Source organism: Nostoc sp. T09 (assembly GCF_002154695.1).
Classification (GTDB): Bacteria; Cyanobacteriota; Cyanobacteriia; order Cyanobacteriales; family Nostocaceae; genus Aulosira.
The window spans coordinates 74,864-95,453 of the sequence record NZ_MTAV01000004.1 but is presented as its reverse complement, the minus strand read 5'-3'; the positions used below and the strand labels follow the sequence as shown (position 1 = coordinate 95,453).

Below are 20,590 nucleotides of genomic sequence, written 5' to 3'. Positions count from 1 at the left end.
TTTGTGGTAGGAAATCTGAAACCACAGAGACACAGAGAGAAGAGATATTTTTATGCCATATTGCTAGGTTCTCCATAACGGTTAACTGGTTTGATATCAGTAATATGCCCATCCCTCATCTGAAATAAAACCCGCAGGCGATTGAGCAATGTAGCTGAGGGTGTGGATGGGGTGGCGGTGGGAGTGTCGGCTTCACTGTCAGTGATGCGAATAATCACGGTTGAAGCTACACTTTCGATCTGAGTGCTGTTAAGTTCCTTAAAGAATTTTGCTGTGATTGTATGGACGCCTACAATCGTTTGCCAGCCATCGGGTAGGCGATAAAGTGGATTAACTTGTGTGCTAATCTTCGCGTCATCACCAGGAGCAGTATAAGTAAATACTATGCGGTCTACGGTTGCTGGGACAGTCACAACTTCGATCGCGTATTCATTGTTTGGGTTAAATTCAGATAGTCTGAAAGTGTTATCGCTTTCCAATAAAGCGCTTTTAAGCACTTGACTATTGCTGATGGTTAACAAATTAAACCCCACCATATTACTAGAGGGTATGGCAATCTTTTTGGTGATTGGTTCACTGCTACAGCTACCGAGGGTAGGCGGCGTGTTAACCCGCAAGGTAATAGATACCTCAGCATCAGCTACCCAATTATTGAAATCATAGTTATAGCTGATGATGAACTCACTATTACCAGGATTGCTGGTGTTAGGGCTACCGCCGGGGTGTTCCCAGACAAAGCTAAAAGATGTGTCTGTTGGTTGAATATTGAATACCCGAACAGAAAAGCCTTGTGCGTTGATGTTGGCAATCTCTGCCTGAAAGTCTGCCTCAGGTAAAGGATTAACTGTGACAGTACGGCTCAAGGTATTTTCGCATTGAGTTTGGCGATTGCGAATCAATGCAGTAATAGTAACTTGCTGCTGTTGACTACCTGTTGCAAATTGCTTGAGATCTAAAATCCTGGTTTCTTTGCCGTCGATACTGACCTGAGTTAACTCGATATTCTCAGGTGTTCCTTCAGCCAGGGTAATTTCTACTACGCCGGCATTGTGGCAGAAGTTCTCACCTTCATTGATTGACAACTCAGCCGTGGGTAGGGGGCTGACTGTAATGGTGCGGGTGAGGGTATTTCCGCATTGGGTTTGGCGATCGCGAATCAGTGCCACGACCGTCAAAGTCTCAGGCTGACTGCCTGTAGCATATTGGCTAGTATCTAAAATCCTTGTTTCTGTGCCGTTGATACTGACCTGAATTAACTCGACATTCTCAGGCGTTCCCTCAGCTAGGGTAATTTCTGCTACCCCGCTATTGTGACAGAAGTTGTCGCCTTCAGTGATGGACAACTCAGCCGCGGGTAGGGGGTGGACTGTGATGGTGCGGGTGAGGGTATTTCCGCATTGAGTTTGGCGATCGCGAATCAGTGCAGTAATAGTAACTTGCTGTGGCTGACTAGCTGTTGCATATTGGCTAGTGTCCAAAATCCTCGTTTCTGTCCCATTGATACTGACCTGAATTAACTCAACATTCTCAGGCGTTCCCTCCGCCAGGGTAATTTCTGCTACCCCGCTATTGTGACAGAAGTTGTCACCTTCCGTGATGGACAACTCAGCTACGGGTAGGGGATTGACCGTGATGTTGCGGGTGAGGGTATTTTCGCATTGGGTTTGGCGATCGCGAATCAGTGCAGTAATAGTAACTTCCTGTGGCTGAGTAACTGTTGCATATTGGCTGGTATCCAAAATCCGCGTTTCTGTGCCGTCGATGCTAACCTGAATTAACTCGACATTCTCAGGTGTTCCCGCAGCTAGGGTAATTTCTACTACCCCGGCATTTTGACAGAAGGTTTGATCTTCAGTGATTGACAACTCAGCCGCAGGTAGGGGGTTGACTGTGATGATACGGGTGAGGGTATTTTCGCATTGGGTTTGGCGATCGCGAATCTGTGCGGCGATCGTAACTTGCTGTGGTTGACTACCTGTTGCATATTGGCTGATATCCAAAATTCTGGTATCTGTGCCATTGATGCTGACCTGAATTAACTCGATATTCTTAGGTGTTCCCGCAGCCAAGGTAATTTCTACCACCTCGGCATTGTGGCAGAAGGTTTGACCTTGAGTGATTGACAATTCAGCTTCAGGTAAGGAGTTGACTGTAACAGTACGAGTCACAGTATTTTCACACTGAGTTCGGCGATCGCGGATCAGTGCAGTAATAGTAACTTGCTGTGGTTGACTTGTAGTTGCATATTGGCTGGTATCCAAAATCCTGGTTTCTGTACCGTCAATGCTCACCTGAATTAACTCGACATTCTCAGGTGTTCCTTCAGCCAGGGTAATCTCGAATGCTCCAGCATTGTGACAGAAGTGTTGACCTTGAGTAATTGAAAGATTAGCTTGTGGCTTAGGATAGATGGTTACAGTCAGCGTATCGTATGTATCGTCTACCGCATAGGCGAAAGTGGTAGCTATTTCCGAACCCTTAGCCAGCTCGTCTTTACTAGCTTGGCCAATACTACTTGGCTGGAAGAGTTGTTTGATTCCCTCAAACAAAATTCCCTCTCCCCGAACTGTGCCACCTTCCGGTTCCAGGGTAAATTGATACTTATTGCTATCATCTTCACAAAAGACTGTTTTCTCCAGCAAAATGATCGGGCGTGGTCTAGCTAATACATAACTGACGGCGGGTGCGTCGCTACTACAGCGATAAGGTAAGCAAAAATCCCCCACGACTACATCCTTACGCTTTTGCAATTCTGGGAATAGTTTCTCCCAACTGCTGATGACTTCTTGAGGCGCAGCAGGTGGGAAAGCAGCAGTTTTTTCAATAGCTGCGGTGCGTAAGCTAAGTAATTTATAAATAGCCGGGTCTTTGTCAGCAGCTAGAAGTTCATCAACTTCTTGACCATCTACGTATACCAAAATAAATGTGCCACCTTTGGGTACTCCACCTAAGTGTTCCACACCAGGATGTTGTTCGGCAAATTTGTTGAACAAATGCAACTTCATCAGTTGCTCAAGTCGCCGCTGATAAGCTTCTATCAGTCCTATGAGTTCAAAATAGTTTAGTTCCTCAGCTGCCTGGGAGTTACCCATTTGGTAGGTGTCGGTATTAAATGTTGCAGGCACATCTCGCAACAAACTGTAAAGAGTCTCAACGTCTTGAAACTCCGGTTGTTGAATGATTGGTGAATTGTTTTTATCAAAGCTAACAGCAAAATGATTTAACGAAAGTAAAACAATGGAATACGTCCTGGAAGAATCGCCTGGCGGCAAGTTTACTTGATACTCTGTTGAAAGCTTTAGGTGATAATTTTGGGACGAATCACTTACTATTCCATAAGTAATTTTGCCCAAGGATAAGCAGTCCGCTATCTCTTTGATAATGCGTTGCTTTTCTTTGTTAATGTCATCATCAGTAAGTCCGGAAAAATCAATGCTCAGGGTGTTAAAGTCGTTGAGGCTATTGCCCTCAATGTTGGCAGCTTGAGTAACGTAGCGTGCAATTTGCTGATTGGTTTTGTCGCACACGAATAGCCGATAACGCTGAGTTGCATTTTCTTGGACAAATTCGTAGGCTTCTGGTTTCCGAGCCATCTCCAGAATAGGATTAAATAATTGGCTGCTATTGATGACAGTCAGGCTAGGTTGGTCAAAGAAAACCTGCTTCAGTGTTTGCAGAAAGACATTTTTTGACTCTGTTGCATACTTAATCCAAAGTTTATCGAAAGTCTCTTTCATCCGCCTAAAATCTGATTCCAGGTCATCAAACTGACCAGAAATGTTCAAATCTTGGAGACTAGCTTCACTACCAAGCTTGAGGGTGATGACATCAAACGCTAAATTGTAGCGCCGCTGATATTCCTGGATGCGTTTGAGTGCGTCGCCGTTAGCTTTGCCGATATGTCCCTCAATGCGGTAGAAATTCTGACCATCCAACCGATAGACTAAATCATCGCGTTCGGGAATAGATGCTGTTTTGTCATCTACCTTAAGGGTGAAATAAGCAGGTAGTAGGTGACTTCTACCTTTACGGTAAGCATCATAACTCCAGTAACGATAAACTTCCGAGTAGTTTAAGTAATAAGGAATGGCTTGTTCGCTCAGCTGAACGGAACTATCTTTACTGGGCGTGATTTTCAGGGGAGTGGCAGAAAAAGGTAGCAGGTAAAAGCTATTTTCCTGACATAGGTTGAGCAGGCGATCGCACAGATGACGCACCTGTTTAACGCGCAGCTGATTACCGTTGTAAATTGGGGGCTGGGTGAAATGGCTACGATAGGCGGAAGCTGGTTCATACACTTTGATCTCTTGGTCGGGAGACGGAACTATCCCCAGCATCAGAAATTTCGGAAAGCGCTGTGTGTCAGGGGCGCAATCATCCATCAAGTCAAAGGCTGCTTCAGCTAATTCATTATAAGCAGCGACTAGTTGACTGAGGTAATCATAAAAATATTGCAGAGTGTAGGTTGGTTCAACCTTTTCTGGTGGTACAGTTTGTTCGGGAATTTGTGGCTTAATACCTTTTAATATCAATTCCAACCTTGCCTTCAGGTTACTAAAATCATCTGCTGAATTAGGTTGAAAAGAACTGAAAAATGGCGAGAAAAGCCGAAAAAGTTTTGGAAACGCTGTGCCAATCGCCTCAATCGCATTTTGACAAATATCAGAGTAGTTATCCCGGAATGACTTGTAGTTACTGATTTTAGTTAGGTCTACACTATTACCATCTTCCTTGGTTTGTACATATCCGAAGCGTTGCACCTTCGGGGCAAAATCTCTCTCTAGGAAATAGTTATTGCGTGCGGTAAACAATGCCTCAGTGTCAAAGCCTTGCCAATATGAGGGCAACTGCTCTATCTGAAACCCTGTTTTCAGTAGGGTTTCTGCCGCGATCGCCTCCTTGTCTGTGTCCGGCTTTTGAGTACGCGGGAGCAGAAAAAAGCGATAAAGCAGACTACGCTCTTGGCTGAGGTTATTGTAATCAAGTCGGCAGTTGTCGCGCTGTACATCTTGAAGTTCACACACAACCACCAGTACGCGATTGCTCAGGAAGTCTTTAAATGCTGTTTTATCTCGTGAACTACCGTCCGCAGCTTGATGCAGAGGTATGCGTTTATCCTTATCCCCGCTTTGCTCGAATAGTTCTATAACTTTGTAATTTACAGGTGGCGCAGTGCTGACTTCTGGCTCTTGTTTTTGACTCGGCGTAAACAAAGCAGCAGAAACTAGCTGTTCAGGTTGATAATGGGTGAGCGTCGTGTCTGCAAGAGCGATCGCATAACCTTCGGAAGTAATGCCGCATCCAGCTGAGATCTGAATCTGCGCCTGTTCTGTTTCATAGGTGCTGCTCACCTCCAGCCCACAAACAATTCCCACACCAATCAGGTAGGCACGGGTGAGGCGATTCTGCTCATCGAGGTAATTGACAAGATGATTCAGATCATCCTTGGTCAACACCTGGTTCGGTGTAAAGACGGGGTAGCCGCTTCGATTGATGATGGTGTTTATAGCCTTAATCATTGGCAGTTCCTAGAGCAGTCTGGTTGAGAATAATTGGTTGATCGTCAGGGCTACTTGTCTGGGAGTCGTACAGGATGCCTTGGGGATAAACACTTCGCAGTTGGGGTAGAATTGCCACGAGACGGTTGCGCGCCCCAGTTAAATCGCAAGCATTACCAGAGCAAGTATCCTGGGCTAGTTCCTCCAGCCAGTCGTGATAGGCAACTTCAAACTCCCTCATCTGGCGCACATCTAGCCAAGCAATTTTCAGCGCAACGTGGGCTGGTGCTTCCAGTCGCAAGGTACGTTCGACAAAACTGCGGAAATCCATCTCACCAAAGCGCTCTGGCCAGTAAGGAAGAATGACGCTGATCCAGAAAGAGTAGGGGTCTTGGCAGGTTAAAGTCGGTTGTTCTCCAAGGGTTGTGGCATCATCCGCAGTCACAAAAATGGGCAAAAAGTTTTCTTTAGTTGCGAGTTCCCCAGAGATAGACACAGGTAAATTCTTTTGCGGACGAAGGAGAATATGCTCTAGTAAATGAAATCCTTCATCATTGATGCGCGTCTGTATTGCTGTAATAGCTTGATCTCGCTCAGATTTACTAGCGTAATAATGGGTAGAGAGGATTGAGCCTTTGCCCTTGTTGGTCAATTCCCAGCCATAGGGGCCATTGTCACCATCAATCAAACGGAAATTATCTCGTTTTTGAGCAAGTTCTAGCAGTATATTGCCGTGCTGCCATGCGTCTTCTATATTATTGTGGCGTTGCTGGCTCTGTAGTAGGGTTTGCCCTTGTTTGTCATAAATCTGGCCGACATAAGCAGACGATTGTTGCGTTATCTCCGTAGTCAGGCGAGCAGTGCGTACCAGGAGAAACAAACGGTTAATCGCAGCATCACGCTCGGATGCTGTTGCATAGTTTTGTGGGTGGATAGCAACTTCACTTTTTTGATCGCGTGGTCGGCTCAGTACCCGAAAGCCGAAACCGTCTTTAGTTTCTGTAGGGAAGATGGTTGTCGGCTCTAAGATACCTAACACGTCGCGATAAAAGCGATCGCGGGCAGCATTTTCATTTTCTAATAACTCTGTGCCCTGTAATAAGGTGGCTTCCTGCCAATCTAGTAACTGAAAGCGATAGCCGGAGGTTGTTCCTGTCACAGCTTCAATCTGCAACAATGACTCAACCGAGTTCAACAGCTTAAAGGTTTCAAAGGCATTAACCTCTGTTGGTGCAATCGCCACTACCTTACCGGATTGATCGGTAATACCCAAGCTATAGCTTTGACCTGTTTGATCTTTAGCGGGGCTGATGTAGCGGCTCAAGTAACGTAGGTGTTCTGCAAACTTACCAGCAGACTTCCAAGCATCAAGTTCTGAGGCATAGGAGTCCACACTTTGCAGCAGGATTTGCTCAGTAGTGTTACTTTTTAGCGTAAACAAATAGGCTGCGTTAGATTTTTCTACCGTAAATCTAAATTGATTTTGGTTAACTTGAATGTTATTAAACCAACTTTGTAGAGATATCTCTCGGTGTTGGGGCGTGGGTAAATGCTCGGTAGTTGCAGCTAAAACTTTGCCTTCAGTATCTACTATGGCGTAGCCGTAGGTGGTTAATCCTACCGCAGCACCAACTTCTTCTGCGGTGGTAGGGTCATAGCTATAAGCAAGGCGTTTGTAAAAATCGTCATGTAGGGCAAACAGCAAAAACTTCTCTAGAGCAGCCTGAGCATCTTTCTGGGTAGCGTAACTTTGCTGGCTAGTTAATGGCTGTTTCTCTGAACTATAGCTAACAGAAAAGGTAAAACCACCAGTATCTTGATGAATTCGATAATGGCAGAGGTCACGCCGCCGCACATCTTCAATGCCCAGCAAGCGAGAAACCCGTTTTTTAAAGCCCGATACATTGTTGGTGTCCCATACCTGTTTGGAGTAATTGAAGGCGCGGAAGCGATCGCGGCTTAAAGAAGGATAGTCTTTTAAAAAGTGGGCTTTGTCGTGAATAATCTCGGTTTGATGCTTGTCTTGATCGCGGTGTTCTTTGGTCATCCGGTAGTTGAGCAATACATAATCGCTAAAGGACTCGGCAAAGCGACCTAGCAGATGGTCAAGAAAACGATTCCGGCGATCGCGGTAGGTATCTGTATCTAATTCCTCTTGCAGCGAGTCAAGATAATGATCGCCAATGATGGCGGGACGGTCTGGGAAATCAACAGCCTGGATAAAATAAGTCTGCCGTCTGAGCGGTTGTTGGGTTTTATACTCAATTTGCCGATCCTTCGCTCGATCAATTTCCCAGGAAAATAGGTCGCGCACATGGGCGAGTTGGGAAAGGTAGTTGGCTAAAAACTGATCGAAAAATACTAAATATCCCTTCAATTGACGGGCTTGGGCCTTACGCAATGCTGAAGCTGTTTCTGGCAAACCGTCTTCACTAATGCCATAGGTGAGGGGAAAATCGTGCTGAATCGAATAGTGATCGGCAAGGTTGTAATAACTACCTTGTGGTACAGGCAGATTTAATTCATAATCTTCCCGCAGGGCTTTGATATATGCAGTTTGTTGTTCATAATAGCGGCGCTTAACCTCATTCACATCTGCGGCGATCGGCAGAACACCCTTAAAAAGAGTGACTTTGGAGTATTCAACCCCCAACATTGGACTATATCCTTGCGTCAGGTGTAGATACCAGGGGTGCTGCGACTGCGGTAAACCATTGATATAGTTAGTGATGCTCAGTTGCCTAACTGCTGCTACACCTGGCACTTTTAATATTTCTTGGTATAAATCTGATGTGTAGATGATCTTAGGTGGAGTCAGGGCTTCCAGTTCGTCAGTATCAATAAAGCCATGACTGTCGTAAGGTTCATCATGAAGAACCGCAGGTCTGCCAGCAAAAATTTCGGCTATGCTCTTGCCTTTATCTAGCAATTCTTGTATGGTGTAGAACCGCAAATGAGGCGAAATCAATGCCTCTAATCGTGTATATATATTTACTAATACATCCTCAGCATCAGCATCAGCGACTAGTTCAATATCGCAACAAATACCAATTTCTTCTTCACCTAAAACGACAACATCGTGAAAATCTTCGCAGAGATTGCGATACTTACACAGCACAGCTTTCACTTGATCTAGGGTATCAGACCAGGAACGGGAAAGCTGCCCACAGGCATTTTTGCGGTATCCGAGATCGAGGTCAATATAAACGGTGTAAAGTCCTCGTGGATGAAGACGTAGGGCATTTTCCGCCGATTGACCATTTGGCAGAGTGGATTGCAGGCGGTTGTGAGCATAGTCTACGTAAATGGCTGGATTATAGGTTGTCAGTTTTTCCAGCCAAGCGTTACGGACACCAGGAATGTCGATCAGGCGCTTGCGTAAATCCAACTCTGTGACTGGATTACAAGTGAGTATTTCATCAACGGTAAAAAAGTTGTTCTCTTGGCTATCACGGTTAGCCGGATTCAAGGCTAGCAAATCCTGAATATCCAGATTGTTGCGGTAGCCCAAATCCGTAACGGCGTAGCACAGCACTTCCAAGATAGTCACGCCAGGATCGTGCAGGTTGTAATCTGTCCAAAGTTTACCAGACAGAGCCTGTAGGTGTGTGATGCCAATGTCCCTTAATACTTGAAAATTTAAATAATCAGGAAATTCAGGCTGACGCTTCGAGATGCTTAGGTATTCCAGCATGGAATTCAGGTACTTTGAAGGAGCAAGGGGACAGGGAACAGGGAACAGGGAATAGAAAAGAAGAAGTTTTTAGTACTGATTTTTCATCCTGCACCACTGAACAGCTGATAGATGGCACCACCAAACAACCACACAAGAGCGATCGCAATTCCCAAGGTCAGGAATGTCAGATATTTGAGCAGTTTTTCCAGACGTAATTCCATCTGCTGCTTATACTCAGCAAATTCCTTGCCTAGTTTTTCTAAATTCTGCTCGATGGTGTTTACTTTCTGCTCTAATTCTTTGAGCAACGATTTCCAATCCGAACCTATCCCTGGTGGCGCATCTTTTTTAGCGCAGATTTCTTTTTCAGCTTGCATTTCCCAGAGGGCACCTTGGTAATAGACTATATCGCCTTTCTGATATGTCTGCCCGTCTTGCCAAAGTCCGTAAAATTTATCATCGTGTTTGTTTAAAGTCGAATCAATCAACTCAGCAAATTGGGATTCTGATAGACGACTTTTATTTTTGAATAAACTCTTAAGTTCAGTGCGATTTCTCAAAGTCATAGCAATAGTAGATAAAGTCAACATAAGTTATACAATTTTGGATTTTAGATTTTGGATTTTAGATTTTGAAATATTTACTGGATAAACTTTTGAACTATCGATATAGTGTTTCTCAGCCTGCTGAGGTACGAATTTATCTGTGTTCATCTGTGTTCATCTGTGGTTAATTACTTCTTTTTGTACCTCACTGGCTTGGTAAACGCTATATGTCAAACAATTTTATATTTTAGATTTTTATTTTTGATTCCTCAAATAAATCATATCTGTGTTCATCTGTGGTTAATTACTTCTTCCTCTACCTCACCGAATATTAGTTTTTAAATTTTGGATTGAATAATGCAAAACCTAAATTTTAAAAAGGTCTGAGAGTGAGCGAATTTATTCGTGGAATAAAACAAAAATCAAAAATTCTTGATCGAAGAAAGAGCATCATGCATGGGTGTAATCTAAAATCCAAAATTCATTCGCCCAACTCCAACGCATCCAGCGACTCATAACCCAAAATGCCGGATACAAATTTTTCATTAGCAGCAATAGTAGTTGCTTCTTGAATAATGTGGGTTTGACCTGTAGTTTCAGCCGAAACCGAGGTGAGAACAGATCGCGCAGTTGAGGCGATCGCTTCTCGAACATTGCGCTGGTTATCATGATGCATCTTAAAATCAACGACATAATCAACGTAGTATTGCTGTTCAATGAAATTGAGGATAGAAGAACGGTAAACTGTGCCGCCAAAATGAATCTCATCTCCTTTATCGACTGTCCAAGGCGTGAGAAACTGGGTAATCGCTTGTTCCAAATCCCGGCGATAATAGCCAAAATTAGCGTCGTATGGGGATTTAAATTTCACCTCACACTCCACTTGGATATGCTCGTATGCGGGATTAACAACCTTGATATCTACCCAAGATGAGCTAAGACTAGCCAAATATTTCTCGATTTTCTCTAGTAAGTTAATGTTGACCTTGGGTTCTAGGTCATTGGTGCTGCTACGCTGCGACAAGTCAGGAATCACAACCAAAGTTACAGCCCCAGGTACTAGTTCATGAAACTGCTTGCCTTGCCCCACCTGTCCGTGATTAATGCAGCGAACTTTATAGATTTGGGGAAATTTTTCTAATACCAATCGCTCATAGTCAAAGATGGTAACAGCCCGTCCTTTATGGCGTAGATATTCGCTAATCCGGGTATAAAAATGCTCTGGCTGCTCTTTGATTTGCCCACCAAAAGAATCATAGGGTTGCTCTACTTTTTTGACTTCCGGTGTTGGTACAGCCAGTTTGGCGATCGCCCCAGCAGGTAGAGGCGCAGCTAAATGATTCGGATCGTTACCTTCGTCGGTGAAAGTCACCCGCGCAGCTTGGGTATGGACACCAAGGATTTGGCAGATTGCCCCACTCCGGGCTGGTACGCTGGCTTTGATCCAGTACAGAGTTGGGTCAAGGATGGTGGTTTTATCCTTGCTAATGTCCTCCGGAATCCCTAGATTGACAATACCTGAAGTAATTAGCCCATTAGTACTGTCGCTGACAATGCGATCGCTCAGAGATATCCAAGTATTGTCTTTGAGATAATGCCACTGGATATCGGCTTTTTCCAAAGCTGTGTCTGCTGTCTCTTCTGCTACCTGAAACAGTAAGGGTAAAGCTGTGGGTGGGTCAAGGTCGCTCAGTCCAATCAGCAATTCACCCTCATTAGTAAACTGCGGTAAGAAATCTGGCGTGTCCTTTGATACTAACTCGGCAAACCTATCAAACGGGTGGAGGTGGAACAGTTTGCAATCTTGTTGATCTGCGACAGCGATGTAACTGAGCGTCATTGACTGAATGACAGGGGTATAAGGCTCGTTGAGCGTAATTGGTGCTACTTTTACTTCTGTGGGAAATTCCACGCTCGGATGCCATCGTGTTAAGGTGCCAGTACTCAGTTCATAAACAGCACCATTAACATATTCCCCAACCGCAAAATTTTTAGCTGAGGCTAATGTTTGGAGGGCATATTTACGGGGGAACTCGTCGTGCAGGAAGTTCTGCTTGAGTACAAAGCGCAAGAAACCGCTATTGGTTTGCAGATTAAAGCTGGTTAAGTTGTCGATTTCTTCCCCAGGTAGAGGTGTTTGGGATGTCCTATCTACAAGAATGCGCTCGCCTTCTGGATTGAAGAGATTGTAGTCATTAGGTAAGCCTTCTGCTGACCAAGTATGTTGCGTGAGTCGCTTTACCTCGGCTGAGAAATTGTTAAAGTCTGGCTGATTGCTATCGCCGTCTACATAATACCCACGATAATAGTTTGCTAAATCAGCAGGTAATCCTTGCCATGCAACCTTCATCTTGAGAACAGAAAGATTTTTTAGAAAAATTTCTTTACTCCCTACATAAAAGGTTGCGCCTACGGCTGGTCTGGGGCCAAAGGGTGGGAAGGGTTTGCTTGGGTTGATGGGGGATAAATCATTTTGCAGTACCAAGTCGTGGATCTCTATTTCCTTGGTACTGATCGTGAGTTTGGTAAGTTTGAGGTCACGGAAATAACTGTAAGGTGACAAGCCATTCACTTGCGCCTCATCTTTTAAGTGCAGTCTGGCGACAGGCAAATTTGTAGTGAGTACAGCACCAGGTAGTTCGCTATGGTAAACACCGATTGGCTCTTGATCGGCTGTTAGGCTGACTTCTAATTTTAGGGTTTCTAGGCTAGTTTCGCTGTTAATCTCTGAATCACCAATCTTCCCTACTACCCAATCTTTTTTGCCGCTAAAATCAACAGTGAAAATATTCGGTAAATCGCTGGCTAACACTCCAGCAATTGCCCGATCAAAGGTCAGAGTAAAAATGAGGGTGCGTATCCCTTCTTGAAGATAAAAAATATTTGAGGCGATCGCTAGCCCTAAACGAGCATGGTTGCGTGTGCGATTCCCAAAAGGTAGCCAGGTCTTTATCGCTTGTTCCTTAGGGAAATCTCCACCTTGACCATCAAAAGAGTTTGCTATCGGTGAAGCATACAAACCCAAAAGATTGTTGGGGATATTGCCAGTTGCGATTTCTTGTGAATCCAAAAACAGCCCTTGCAAGCTGGCTATCGTCGCTCTATGAAAGACAGTTTCGGCATCAAGTTTGTAAAACATTTCAACACCACTGGCATCTTTACCAGCTTTGAAGCGAGTTTCGGCGTTGAGTTTGTATTCTTTTTGAGCCTTGGCTAGTTCAAATATTAAATGAGCGTGGTCTGGTTGGGCTGGGCGATCGCCAAGAAGCAGCACTTGACGGTAAAAAAAGTCAAGATGACGCTGAGTCATGCGATTGAGATCATCTCTAGCTGGTTGCATCACCTCCCAAAAGGCAAAATACAACGATAGATGCGGTGGATGATCCTGTCGGGCTGTCAAACTATCTTTTAAATACTTCGGTGCTTCCTTGATAATCTGACGGTAAGTTTGATACAACATCTGAAAAACAGCATCTACTTCAGCACGCGGTTCCGATGTCCTGTTTACACGAGTGCGTTCGCTTATTTGCTCCGAACTGAGATCCAGCCCAAATACTCCTACAAATTTTTGATAAAAATCCGTCCCTATACCTTGATTACGCTCAAACAACTGCATCCTTCTTAAAGGCTCTCTCAGATTAGTCTTAACCAGTCCTTTAACGATCGATTTCAGCGGAGTGTAGGATTCTAGCACCTCATACCACTGTGCGATCGGACTCAACAACTCGGTTTTCCACAGTTCCAGAATAGGTGCAAGAGTCGCCGCCGACTGGTCTTTGAGAAACACTTTCAAATTCTGCGTATAGTTATCTTTAACTTTTTGAGGGCGAGTTTTGCTAATCAAAGCGATTTGCACAGGTGTACTACTAGCAAAAAATTCTTGCCAGTTACCTTCTTTTTGGTTCTTGTAGTTGTAGTAATTAACCTGTTTACTGAGTTTGTGAGCAAACACCAGAAAATCAGCCAGGTCGTGTTCGTCAATCTTGACGTAATCGGGCGACAAAGCTAAAACCTGTCGCTGGCGCTGGCTTACCCCATCGCGGATTAATGGATTTTTAGGTAGATCGGGGCGGATGCTCATGGATTTCTAGATTACCAACGTAAAGTAGGACATCAGGTTAACAATTCAAAATTCAAAATTAAAGACATTCTCAGCCGCAGATTTGAAAGAACATACCAATTGTTTAAACCAACAACACGAATAACCTTAATAAAACCTCTGCGCCCCTCTGCGTGAACCTCTGCGCTCCTCTGCGTTTAAAAATGAACAAGTTATAAACTAGACTCAGTAATAACTTCCAAATCTTGCCCTGGAAACTTTGCTGTTCCCGGTGCAACCGAAAGCAGGTTGCCGCTACCTTCTTGCAAGTAGAAAGGATAGACAAAATTGAAGCGAGAATTAGTGCTGATGATGGTGTAGTCTACGGTAATATTGACGACACCTTGCAACTGTTCATCAAGGTTGAAATCCAATTGGTTAAGCAAGATACGGGGTTCGTGATACAGGATAGCAATGCGTATCAGTTCTTTGATACTACTAGCGACTGTGGGGCTAAAGGGTTCAAAGAGCAAATCCTGAAGGTTACAGCCGTAAGTTGGTTGCATCACCCGTTCGCCCAAACTAGTAGACAACAGAATTTGTAAACTCTCACATATATCATCCTCAGCGTTGACCAGCCGTACACCTTTGCTACCGCGCTCAAAGGTTGGTGGAAATCCCCAACCAGTACCCAAGTATGCCTTGCTACGTTGCCACGTTCGCGTAGCGTCTCGTAGAGAAGCGGCTTGTCGATCGATATTGCTCATATCACCCTCCAATCAAAACAGTAAAATCTCCTAACACAATCGAGCCTCCGTGAGCCGTGCTATCACCCAGCCGAACAGCAGGTTTTCCCCCAATCATCACAGTTGCCGATCCCATGACGATGGTATCTGGCGGTCCAGAGCAGGTGCAGGTATCACCCAATACAGCAGCCGGCATACCCCCAATCATCACCAGGGGCGCTCCCGGCCCCACCACCGGGCCCCCAACATGAGGCACAGGCGGAACACCAGGAGTCTGCATCGGGCAGACGTGCATATCATTAATCCGAGCAGCAGGTTTTCCCATAATTTGTCATTGGTCATTTGTCATTGGTCATTAGTCATTGAGCATTTCTTCCCACACTTCCCACCCTCCCCACACTCCCTTGCCCCCTTCCCTGCTCAATTAATCTGCACCAACGATCCTTTGAGAATAGCGATCGCACTTGTAGAAACTTCGGCTCCTGCACTACCTTCGGCTTTGAATTGAGCGTTGGCTTTGACATTGACGTTTAAACCTTCGATGCTGGTATCTTGGGTGGCTTTGAGTGTTAACTTACCAGTGGCTTCTATGATGATGTCTTTAGGACTTTTCATGGTGATGCCGCTATCGTTCATGATCAGGCTATTGCTGTTTTGGTCTTTTAAGGCAATGCCTTTGTCCTCATCGGAGATGATAATTTTGTTGCCGCCTGGGGTTTCGAGGGTGATAATTTTCTTTTCGTCATCGAAGCTCACCTTCATTTGGGAACGGGTAAAAAAGCCTTTGTGATGGTTTTCATCAGATGCTTTTAGGGGTGCTGGTTTGGCGCTGCTGTTGAGCATTCCCAGCACAATCGGGTCGCGAGGATCGTCGTTGAGAAAACCTAGGATCACTTCATCGCCAATTTCAGGGCGAAAGAAAGAACCGCGATTATTACCAGCGTCTAAGGTGGCAATCCGTGACCAAATTCCCTGACTTTGAAAGTTGATTGTGGGGACTTTGACTAAAATCCTGTCTTCGCCGTTAGGATCTTCCTGCAACTGCACCACTACTCCGATTTGCAAGCCGTTGACACCAGGAATTAGTCCTGAGGCTGGTTTGTCTACGATGTCTGTTTCTTGGTAAAACCACTGGGGTGCAAGTCCAAGCTGTATATGTGTATACCATGCGCCACTATTCATCTCGTGACGAATGCCAGAGACGTAGGCTAATCCGTTAAAGCGTTTTCCTAAGCCTTTTAACTCGATCAAAGTATCGGGTTTGGCATCGGGGTAGCCTGTGATCTTGACTCGCCCCTGTATCTTAGCTAACCGACTTTTCAGAAATTGCGCATCAGCCCAGGCTTGGAGTTCCGGTTCTTGTATCCGACCGCCGTGATTGAGTTCCCAAGCACTGAGAGCGATCGCATCAGCTAAATTTTTCCCTGACAAATTGCCCTGTTTATTCACCGTCGGCTCAGTCCCCTCAATCTCCAGCAATTTTTGATCTTTGTAGCTCCAAGCTGTTGCCTTGACAGCTTTGTACTGGGATCTGGCGTCCATTTCGGCTTCAAATTCCAGCAGGTTAACGCCATAGGTTAGGGTAACTAAGGGGCTACCACTGGTAGTTGGGGCTTTAATTTTGAGCTTGCCGTTTTCCGCTAAGACAATCTGCCCATTGATTTCTGCCCGCGACAGAATAAAATCCCAATCGGTAGCGTAGTACTGGACAATCTCTGGATGCGTACCTTTAGTACTTTCTATATCTTGGCTAATGCCGCCGTAATTACTGATAATTTCTGCGATCGCATCGCTGTCTTTAACTTCACTAAAGTATCGGCTGTGGCGACCGACGGTTAATTTAGTTGCCACATCCTTACACTCAAGCACAAGTATCGAGTCGCCATTAGCACCAACCTTTAAGCAATGCTTGACAATTAGCCCTTTAAAGACAGTTTTGTTATGGCCATCGTAGCCCAGCGCAATTTCCAGTTCTTTACCCGGAATTAGGTTAGGCCCCTCGCTAGCGGCAAAGATTTCTTCGTCCGCCGCACCATCACGCAGCACTATCCGAGCCGTTGGTACGCGGTTGACTATGCGGTTAACTGTCAAGGACAACACCGTATAAGTGTTAGTGATCTCCTTACCATCGGAGAACAACTCGAAAGTGGCGACATCATAGATCGCATTTTGGGGAACGATGAGGTCAGTCATAGTTCTGTTTTCTCTAGCGGCGGAAATCTCAAATCCTTGTTAGTGCCCAGACGGCGAAAATTCACCAGACCATTCACTTTAGCAACCTGCAAATAATAAGATGGATCGCCGTAAATGCGGTGAGTCATCAGGGGTAGGGTATCACCAGCTGTCACCTTGCGTACATGGGTAACATCTGGCGATTGCTTTCCTTCTTCGCGAATACGACGCTGCGGCTCAATATAGCTGACAAAGGTAGCGTTAAGCTTTGCCCTCAAGGGCTTACCATCTGGGGCAAACAGGGTGTAGTTGATCTGTAGATCTTTGAGGATACAATCAAAGCTATTTTTAGTGCCAAAGGAAAAGTTTCCCCACAACAGACGCAGAAAGTTGGGTCGGTGAGTCTCATTCTTCATGGTATAAACCACATTGAGAAACTCCTGCACCTGTTTACCTACGTCTTGATGAAATGCGTTAGCCTTTCCTTTGATTGGTACTACACCAGTGCCATCGAAGGTAAAGTCGAGCTTGAGTTCTTCGGGTCTGGTAAATTTATACTGCGGATCGTTGCCTTGGGAGCCTATGTCTTGTGCTGAGTCGTATTCCACCTTAAACGCTTGGGAAAACTGCTCCGGATTGATCGGCAGATCAAATTCTCCATGCTTATTCTCAAATCGCTTATCCTTGTAGGCCTGGATTTTAACTTTGGTGAGTTCGCCTGTCATGGTTTACCGCTCTGACTTTTCCTTGAGGATGGCTAGAACCTGCTCCACACAAGCGGCAATAATCGCAGCCTGCATATCAGCATCGAAATTGCCTACCCCTTGACCTAGATTTTGCTCTTGCTGGCCTTCGTTGACCGAGGTCTTGATTACCAATTCTCTAATTTCTATTGGCATAAGTTTGTAGGGTGGGCATTGCCCACCATATCAGGGTTTTGTAAGGAACCTCGCCCTACCTACTATTCTTTAAGATTAGGTAAGCATCTCGAAGTAGCTGTAATTCAACTCCAACGATTCGATCGCAATAGAGTTCTTTTCAGCGTCAAATTCCGAGACTGACCATTTCTTAGGCCAGGCATTAATCACCTTCCAAGTAACCAGCGGTGCGGTATCTTGAGGTTGCTGATTAGCAGCGGCGGACTTGACATGCAACAGGCTCACCAGTAGGTTCATGGGTTGGATGTCAAAGTTGAGAATGGCATCCATGCACCACTGCACCATCTTAGAGTTTTTGACTAGACCTCGCTTTAGTACTAGTGGATCGTACTTGGTACGCACTGGCAAGATATGCTCAAAGCGATTTTCACCACCTTCTTTCAGGGTTTCGGTCGCCATATCTACACTCAGACCAGTAACGCTCTGAAAGCGGGTTTCCACTACGTTTTTATCCAGTCTCTCGCCCTGAAACTCGCCTTGAAAACTGACATCAAAAAAGAAACTGACCGGGGGATAAGTATATGCCATATTGTTCTTCTTTCCTCTTCCTTTGCGCCCTTCTCTTCGAGACGCTTCTCTACGAGAGGCTGCGCCAACGCGAACGCGCCTACCTGCGGGTTCTGCTTTGCAGTATGCGGTTTGGAGATCCCCGACTTCTTGAAGAAGTCGGGGATCTGATCGCCTTAATTCATCAGAATTAATAGAACAGACCACTACCCGTTCTGAATAGTTAGTCCTTCATGGGCAATCTCAATACTTTCGATCGCTACGTCGTTACCGTCGCTTTTGAGATCGGTGGATTGTACTTTGGTAGGCCAGGCGTGTTTAATCTTCCAAACCACCACAGGTTCATGTTTTTCATTGAGTAAGCTGATGGTCAAATCACGACGCTCAATGGTGTTCAAAGCCACAGTATTCCACCACTTATAAAAATCGTTGTCGGCTTTGACAGTACCTCGTTTCATGGTGATTTTGCTCAATTTCTGCATTCCGGGCATATTGAGTTTGTGATATTCCGGCATATTACCTTCTCGGTATTCGATCATGTCGGTTTCTACATCTAGTCCGGATACTTCGGTGAATCCTAGGCGAGTGCCGCCCCACTCTACTTGGAAATGAAACTTTGGTAAAGGATAATCAGCCATAAATGCTTAATGTGTTGATGGGTTAATTTAGGAACTCAATAATTTGCGATCGCTCGACTTAACTTTCCTGCATCTTGTGAGAGAACTTCAGGATAATAAATTCCGCAGGACGCACCACCGCCATCCCAATCTCGATAATCATCCGACCTTCAAGAATATCTAGGGCGGTCATGGTTTCGTTCAGCCCTACTCTCACATAGAAGGCTTGTTCTGGCTTGGCTCCAGCTAATGCCCCAGCCCGCCATTGCAGAATCAGGAAGTTTTCGATCATGGCTCGCACTTTCACCCAAGTGTTGGCATCGTTAGGCTCGAAAACAAATGCCTCGGTAGCTTTCTTGATCGATTCCTCTGCCATGTTGAAAAAGCGACGGACTGGAACATAACGCCACTCATTATCATTACCTGCTAAGGTACGCGCACCCCAAATCAAGGTTCCTTTACCAATAAAAGCGCGAATGGCGTTGATTGATTTGCCTGTAGTGTGGACGTTAAGGTCTTCCTGCTCTGCGTTGCTGATTTTGATAGTAGGTTGGATAACTGAGTTTAAACTGACATTGGCTGGGGCTTTCCAAACCCCACGGCTATTATCAACTGCGGCATAAACTCCTACGACAATCGGTGCTGCTGGTAGTACTACTGGTAGGCGATCGATGGCGCTTTTAACTAGGGGATAAAATTGGCCGTTGGTAGTGGTGGGTGTAGTCGTAGGGTTAAGTTTATCTAGTGTAACAGTGGAATTATCCGGCAACGTGACGTTAACTCCGGTTTCCTCGTAGAAATAGTTGAAAATCGTCTCTAAACGAGGCCCATAAGCTGCACCATACTTCAGATTATTTATCCCAATGCCATGACTCCTAAAGGCATTAGCTGCGTCAGTCAGGGATGCATTGCTGGGATCCAAAAGAGTATCCATGACCACAAAACGATCCTGGAGTTTGGCAGCTTGTGCCAATGCGGCATCATAAACTGCTGCATAGTCTGCATAAGCAGATGCCTGACTCAAGTCATCTGTTACCAGACTCAGACTCTCTGGAAATACAATTAGTGTTACTTCATCTTCTTTTTCAATCGCATCTAGACCTGCTTTCAAGTCTGCTTTTTGAATTGTGCTAGGAGCTTTACCTACGGATACGATATAGCAAGGGCCACCACCATTAGCAAAGTAGGCTTGCAGCGAATAGTACAGGATGTGGGGTGAAGGTGTAGTAATAGCAGCATTGACATCTGTATCTGTCACTTTTACGGTAATGCTGGTTTCAGGTACGGCAGTCCCGAAAAATTGCTCATATTCCAGTAGTGATGTAATCCTCACAGGCACAGGCACTTTGGCGGCATCGGCTGCTGCTGCCAAAGCAGCAGCTACTGCTTTTGCTTTGTCTGGGTCTGCTTTGGCGTCATCGGCTGCCTTTTTGGCGGCATCGGCTGCCTTTTGAGCGTCATCAGCTGCCTTTTTGGCGGCATTGGCTGCTTTGGCGGCATCATCTGCTGTTTTGGCTTTTACCGCATCTGTTGGTGCGTCATCAGCTGCCTTTTTGGCGTCAGCAGCTGCCTTTTGAGCGTCATCATCTGCCTTTTTGGCGTCAGCAGCTGCCTTTTTGGTGTCATCAGCTGCTTTTTCTGGATCTGCTGCTGCATCAGCTGCTGCTTTTGCATCTGCCGCGACTTTATGGTAATCAATGCCTCTAACTACAGCTTTCTCGGTATACCCAATAAAGGCGGGAATGGCAGTTGCCACTTCGGCGACAGAAGGGGGAAACTTAGATATTTCCTCGATGTAAACCCCTGGCGTTTTGTAAGTGCTTGGCATAATTCTTGTGTGTAATAGCTGGTA

12 protein-coding genes are annotated in these 20,590 nt (G+C 45.3%); all 12 read right to left on the bottom strand.

The window, feature by feature from the left end; genetic code table 11:
- Positions 1-50: 50 nt before the first annotated feature.
- Positions 51-5,519: a hypothetical protein gene (locus BV372_RS02895; protein ID WP_086682996.1), complete on the bottom strand. Its 5,469-nt coding sequence runs from the start codon at positions 5,517-5,519 to the stop codon at positions 51-53.
- Positions 5,512-9,192, bottom strand: coding sequence for a hypothetical protein (locus tag BV372_RS02890; RefSeq protein WP_086682993.1), 3,681 nt, complete (start codon positions 9,190-9,192; stop codon positions 5,512-5,514). The genes BV372_RS02895 and BV372_RS02890 overlap by 8 nt, the downstream gene beginning before the upstream one ends.
- Before the next feature lie 83 nt (positions 9,193-9,275).
- Positions 9,276-9,764, bottom strand: coding sequence for a carbohydrate-binding protein (locus tag BV372_RS02885; RefSeq protein WP_256973071.1), 489 nt, complete (start codon positions 9,762-9,764; stop codon positions 9,276-9,278).
- A gap of 436 nt (positions 9,765-10,200) precedes the next feature.
- The gene (locus tag BV372_RS02880; protein WP_086682991.1) at positions 10,201-13,800 is read right to left on the bottom strand and encodes a baseplate J/gp47 family protein; all 3,600 of its coding nucleotides are present in this window, start codon (positions 13,798-13,800) and stop codon (positions 10,201-10,203) included.
- Between the two features lie 191 nt (positions 13,801-13,991).
- A complete protein-coding gene (locus BV372_RS02875) occupies positions 13,992-14,525 on the bottom strand; it encodes a GPW/gp25 family protein (RefSeq protein ID WP_086682988.1) in 534 nt (177 codons plus the stop codon).
- 1 nt (position 14,526) lies between these two features.
- A complete protein-coding gene (locus BV372_RS02870; RefSeq protein WP_086682985.1) occupies positions 14,527-14,829 on the bottom strand; it encodes a PAAR domain-containing protein in 303 nt (100 codons plus the stop codon).
- Between the two features lie 95 nt (positions 14,830-14,924).
- The gene (gene vgrG, locus BV372_RS02865; RefSeq protein WP_086682981.1) at positions 14,925-16,697 is read right to left on the bottom strand and encodes a type VI secretion system tip protein VgrG; all 1,773 of its coding nucleotides are present in this window, start codon (positions 16,695-16,697) and stop codon (positions 14,925-14,927) included.
- Positions 16,694-17,401: a LysM peptidoglycan-binding domain-containing protein gene (locus BV372_RS02860; RefSeq protein ID WP_086682979.1), complete on the bottom strand. Its 708-nt coding sequence runs from the start codon at positions 17,399-17,401 to the stop codon at positions 16,694-16,696. Before BV372_RS02860 ends, vgrG begins: the two co-directional genes overlap by 4 nt.
- A 3-nt stretch (positions 17,402-17,404) precedes the next feature.
- The gene (locus BV372_RS35885) at positions 17,405-17,575 is read right to left on the bottom strand and encodes a DUF5908 family protein (RefSeq protein WP_179197950.1); all 171 of its coding nucleotides are present in this window, start codon (positions 17,573-17,575) and stop codon (positions 17,405-17,407) included.
- Between the two features lie 75 nt (positions 17,576-17,650).
- Positions 17,651-18,328 (bottom strand): phage tail protein, encoded by a 678-nt coding sequence (locus BV372_RS02855; RefSeq protein WP_256973070.1) that lies wholly within the window; start codon positions 18,326-18,328, stop codon positions 17,651-17,653.
- Positions 18,328-18,759, bottom strand: coding sequence for a phage tail protein (locus tag BV372_RS02850; protein WP_086682976.1), 432 nt, complete (start codon positions 18,757-18,759; stop codon positions 18,328-18,330). Before BV372_RS02850 ends, BV372_RS02855 begins: the two co-directional genes overlap by 1 nt.
- Positions 18,760-18,817: 58 nt before the next feature.
- On the bottom strand, positions 18,818-20,566 hold the full coding sequence (locus tag BV372_RS02845) for a phage tail sheath C-terminal domain-containing protein (protein WP_086682973.1): 1,749 nt from the start codon (positions 20,564-20,566) through the stop codon (positions 18,818-18,820).
- Between the last annotated feature and the right edge of the window lie 24 nt (positions 20,567-20,590).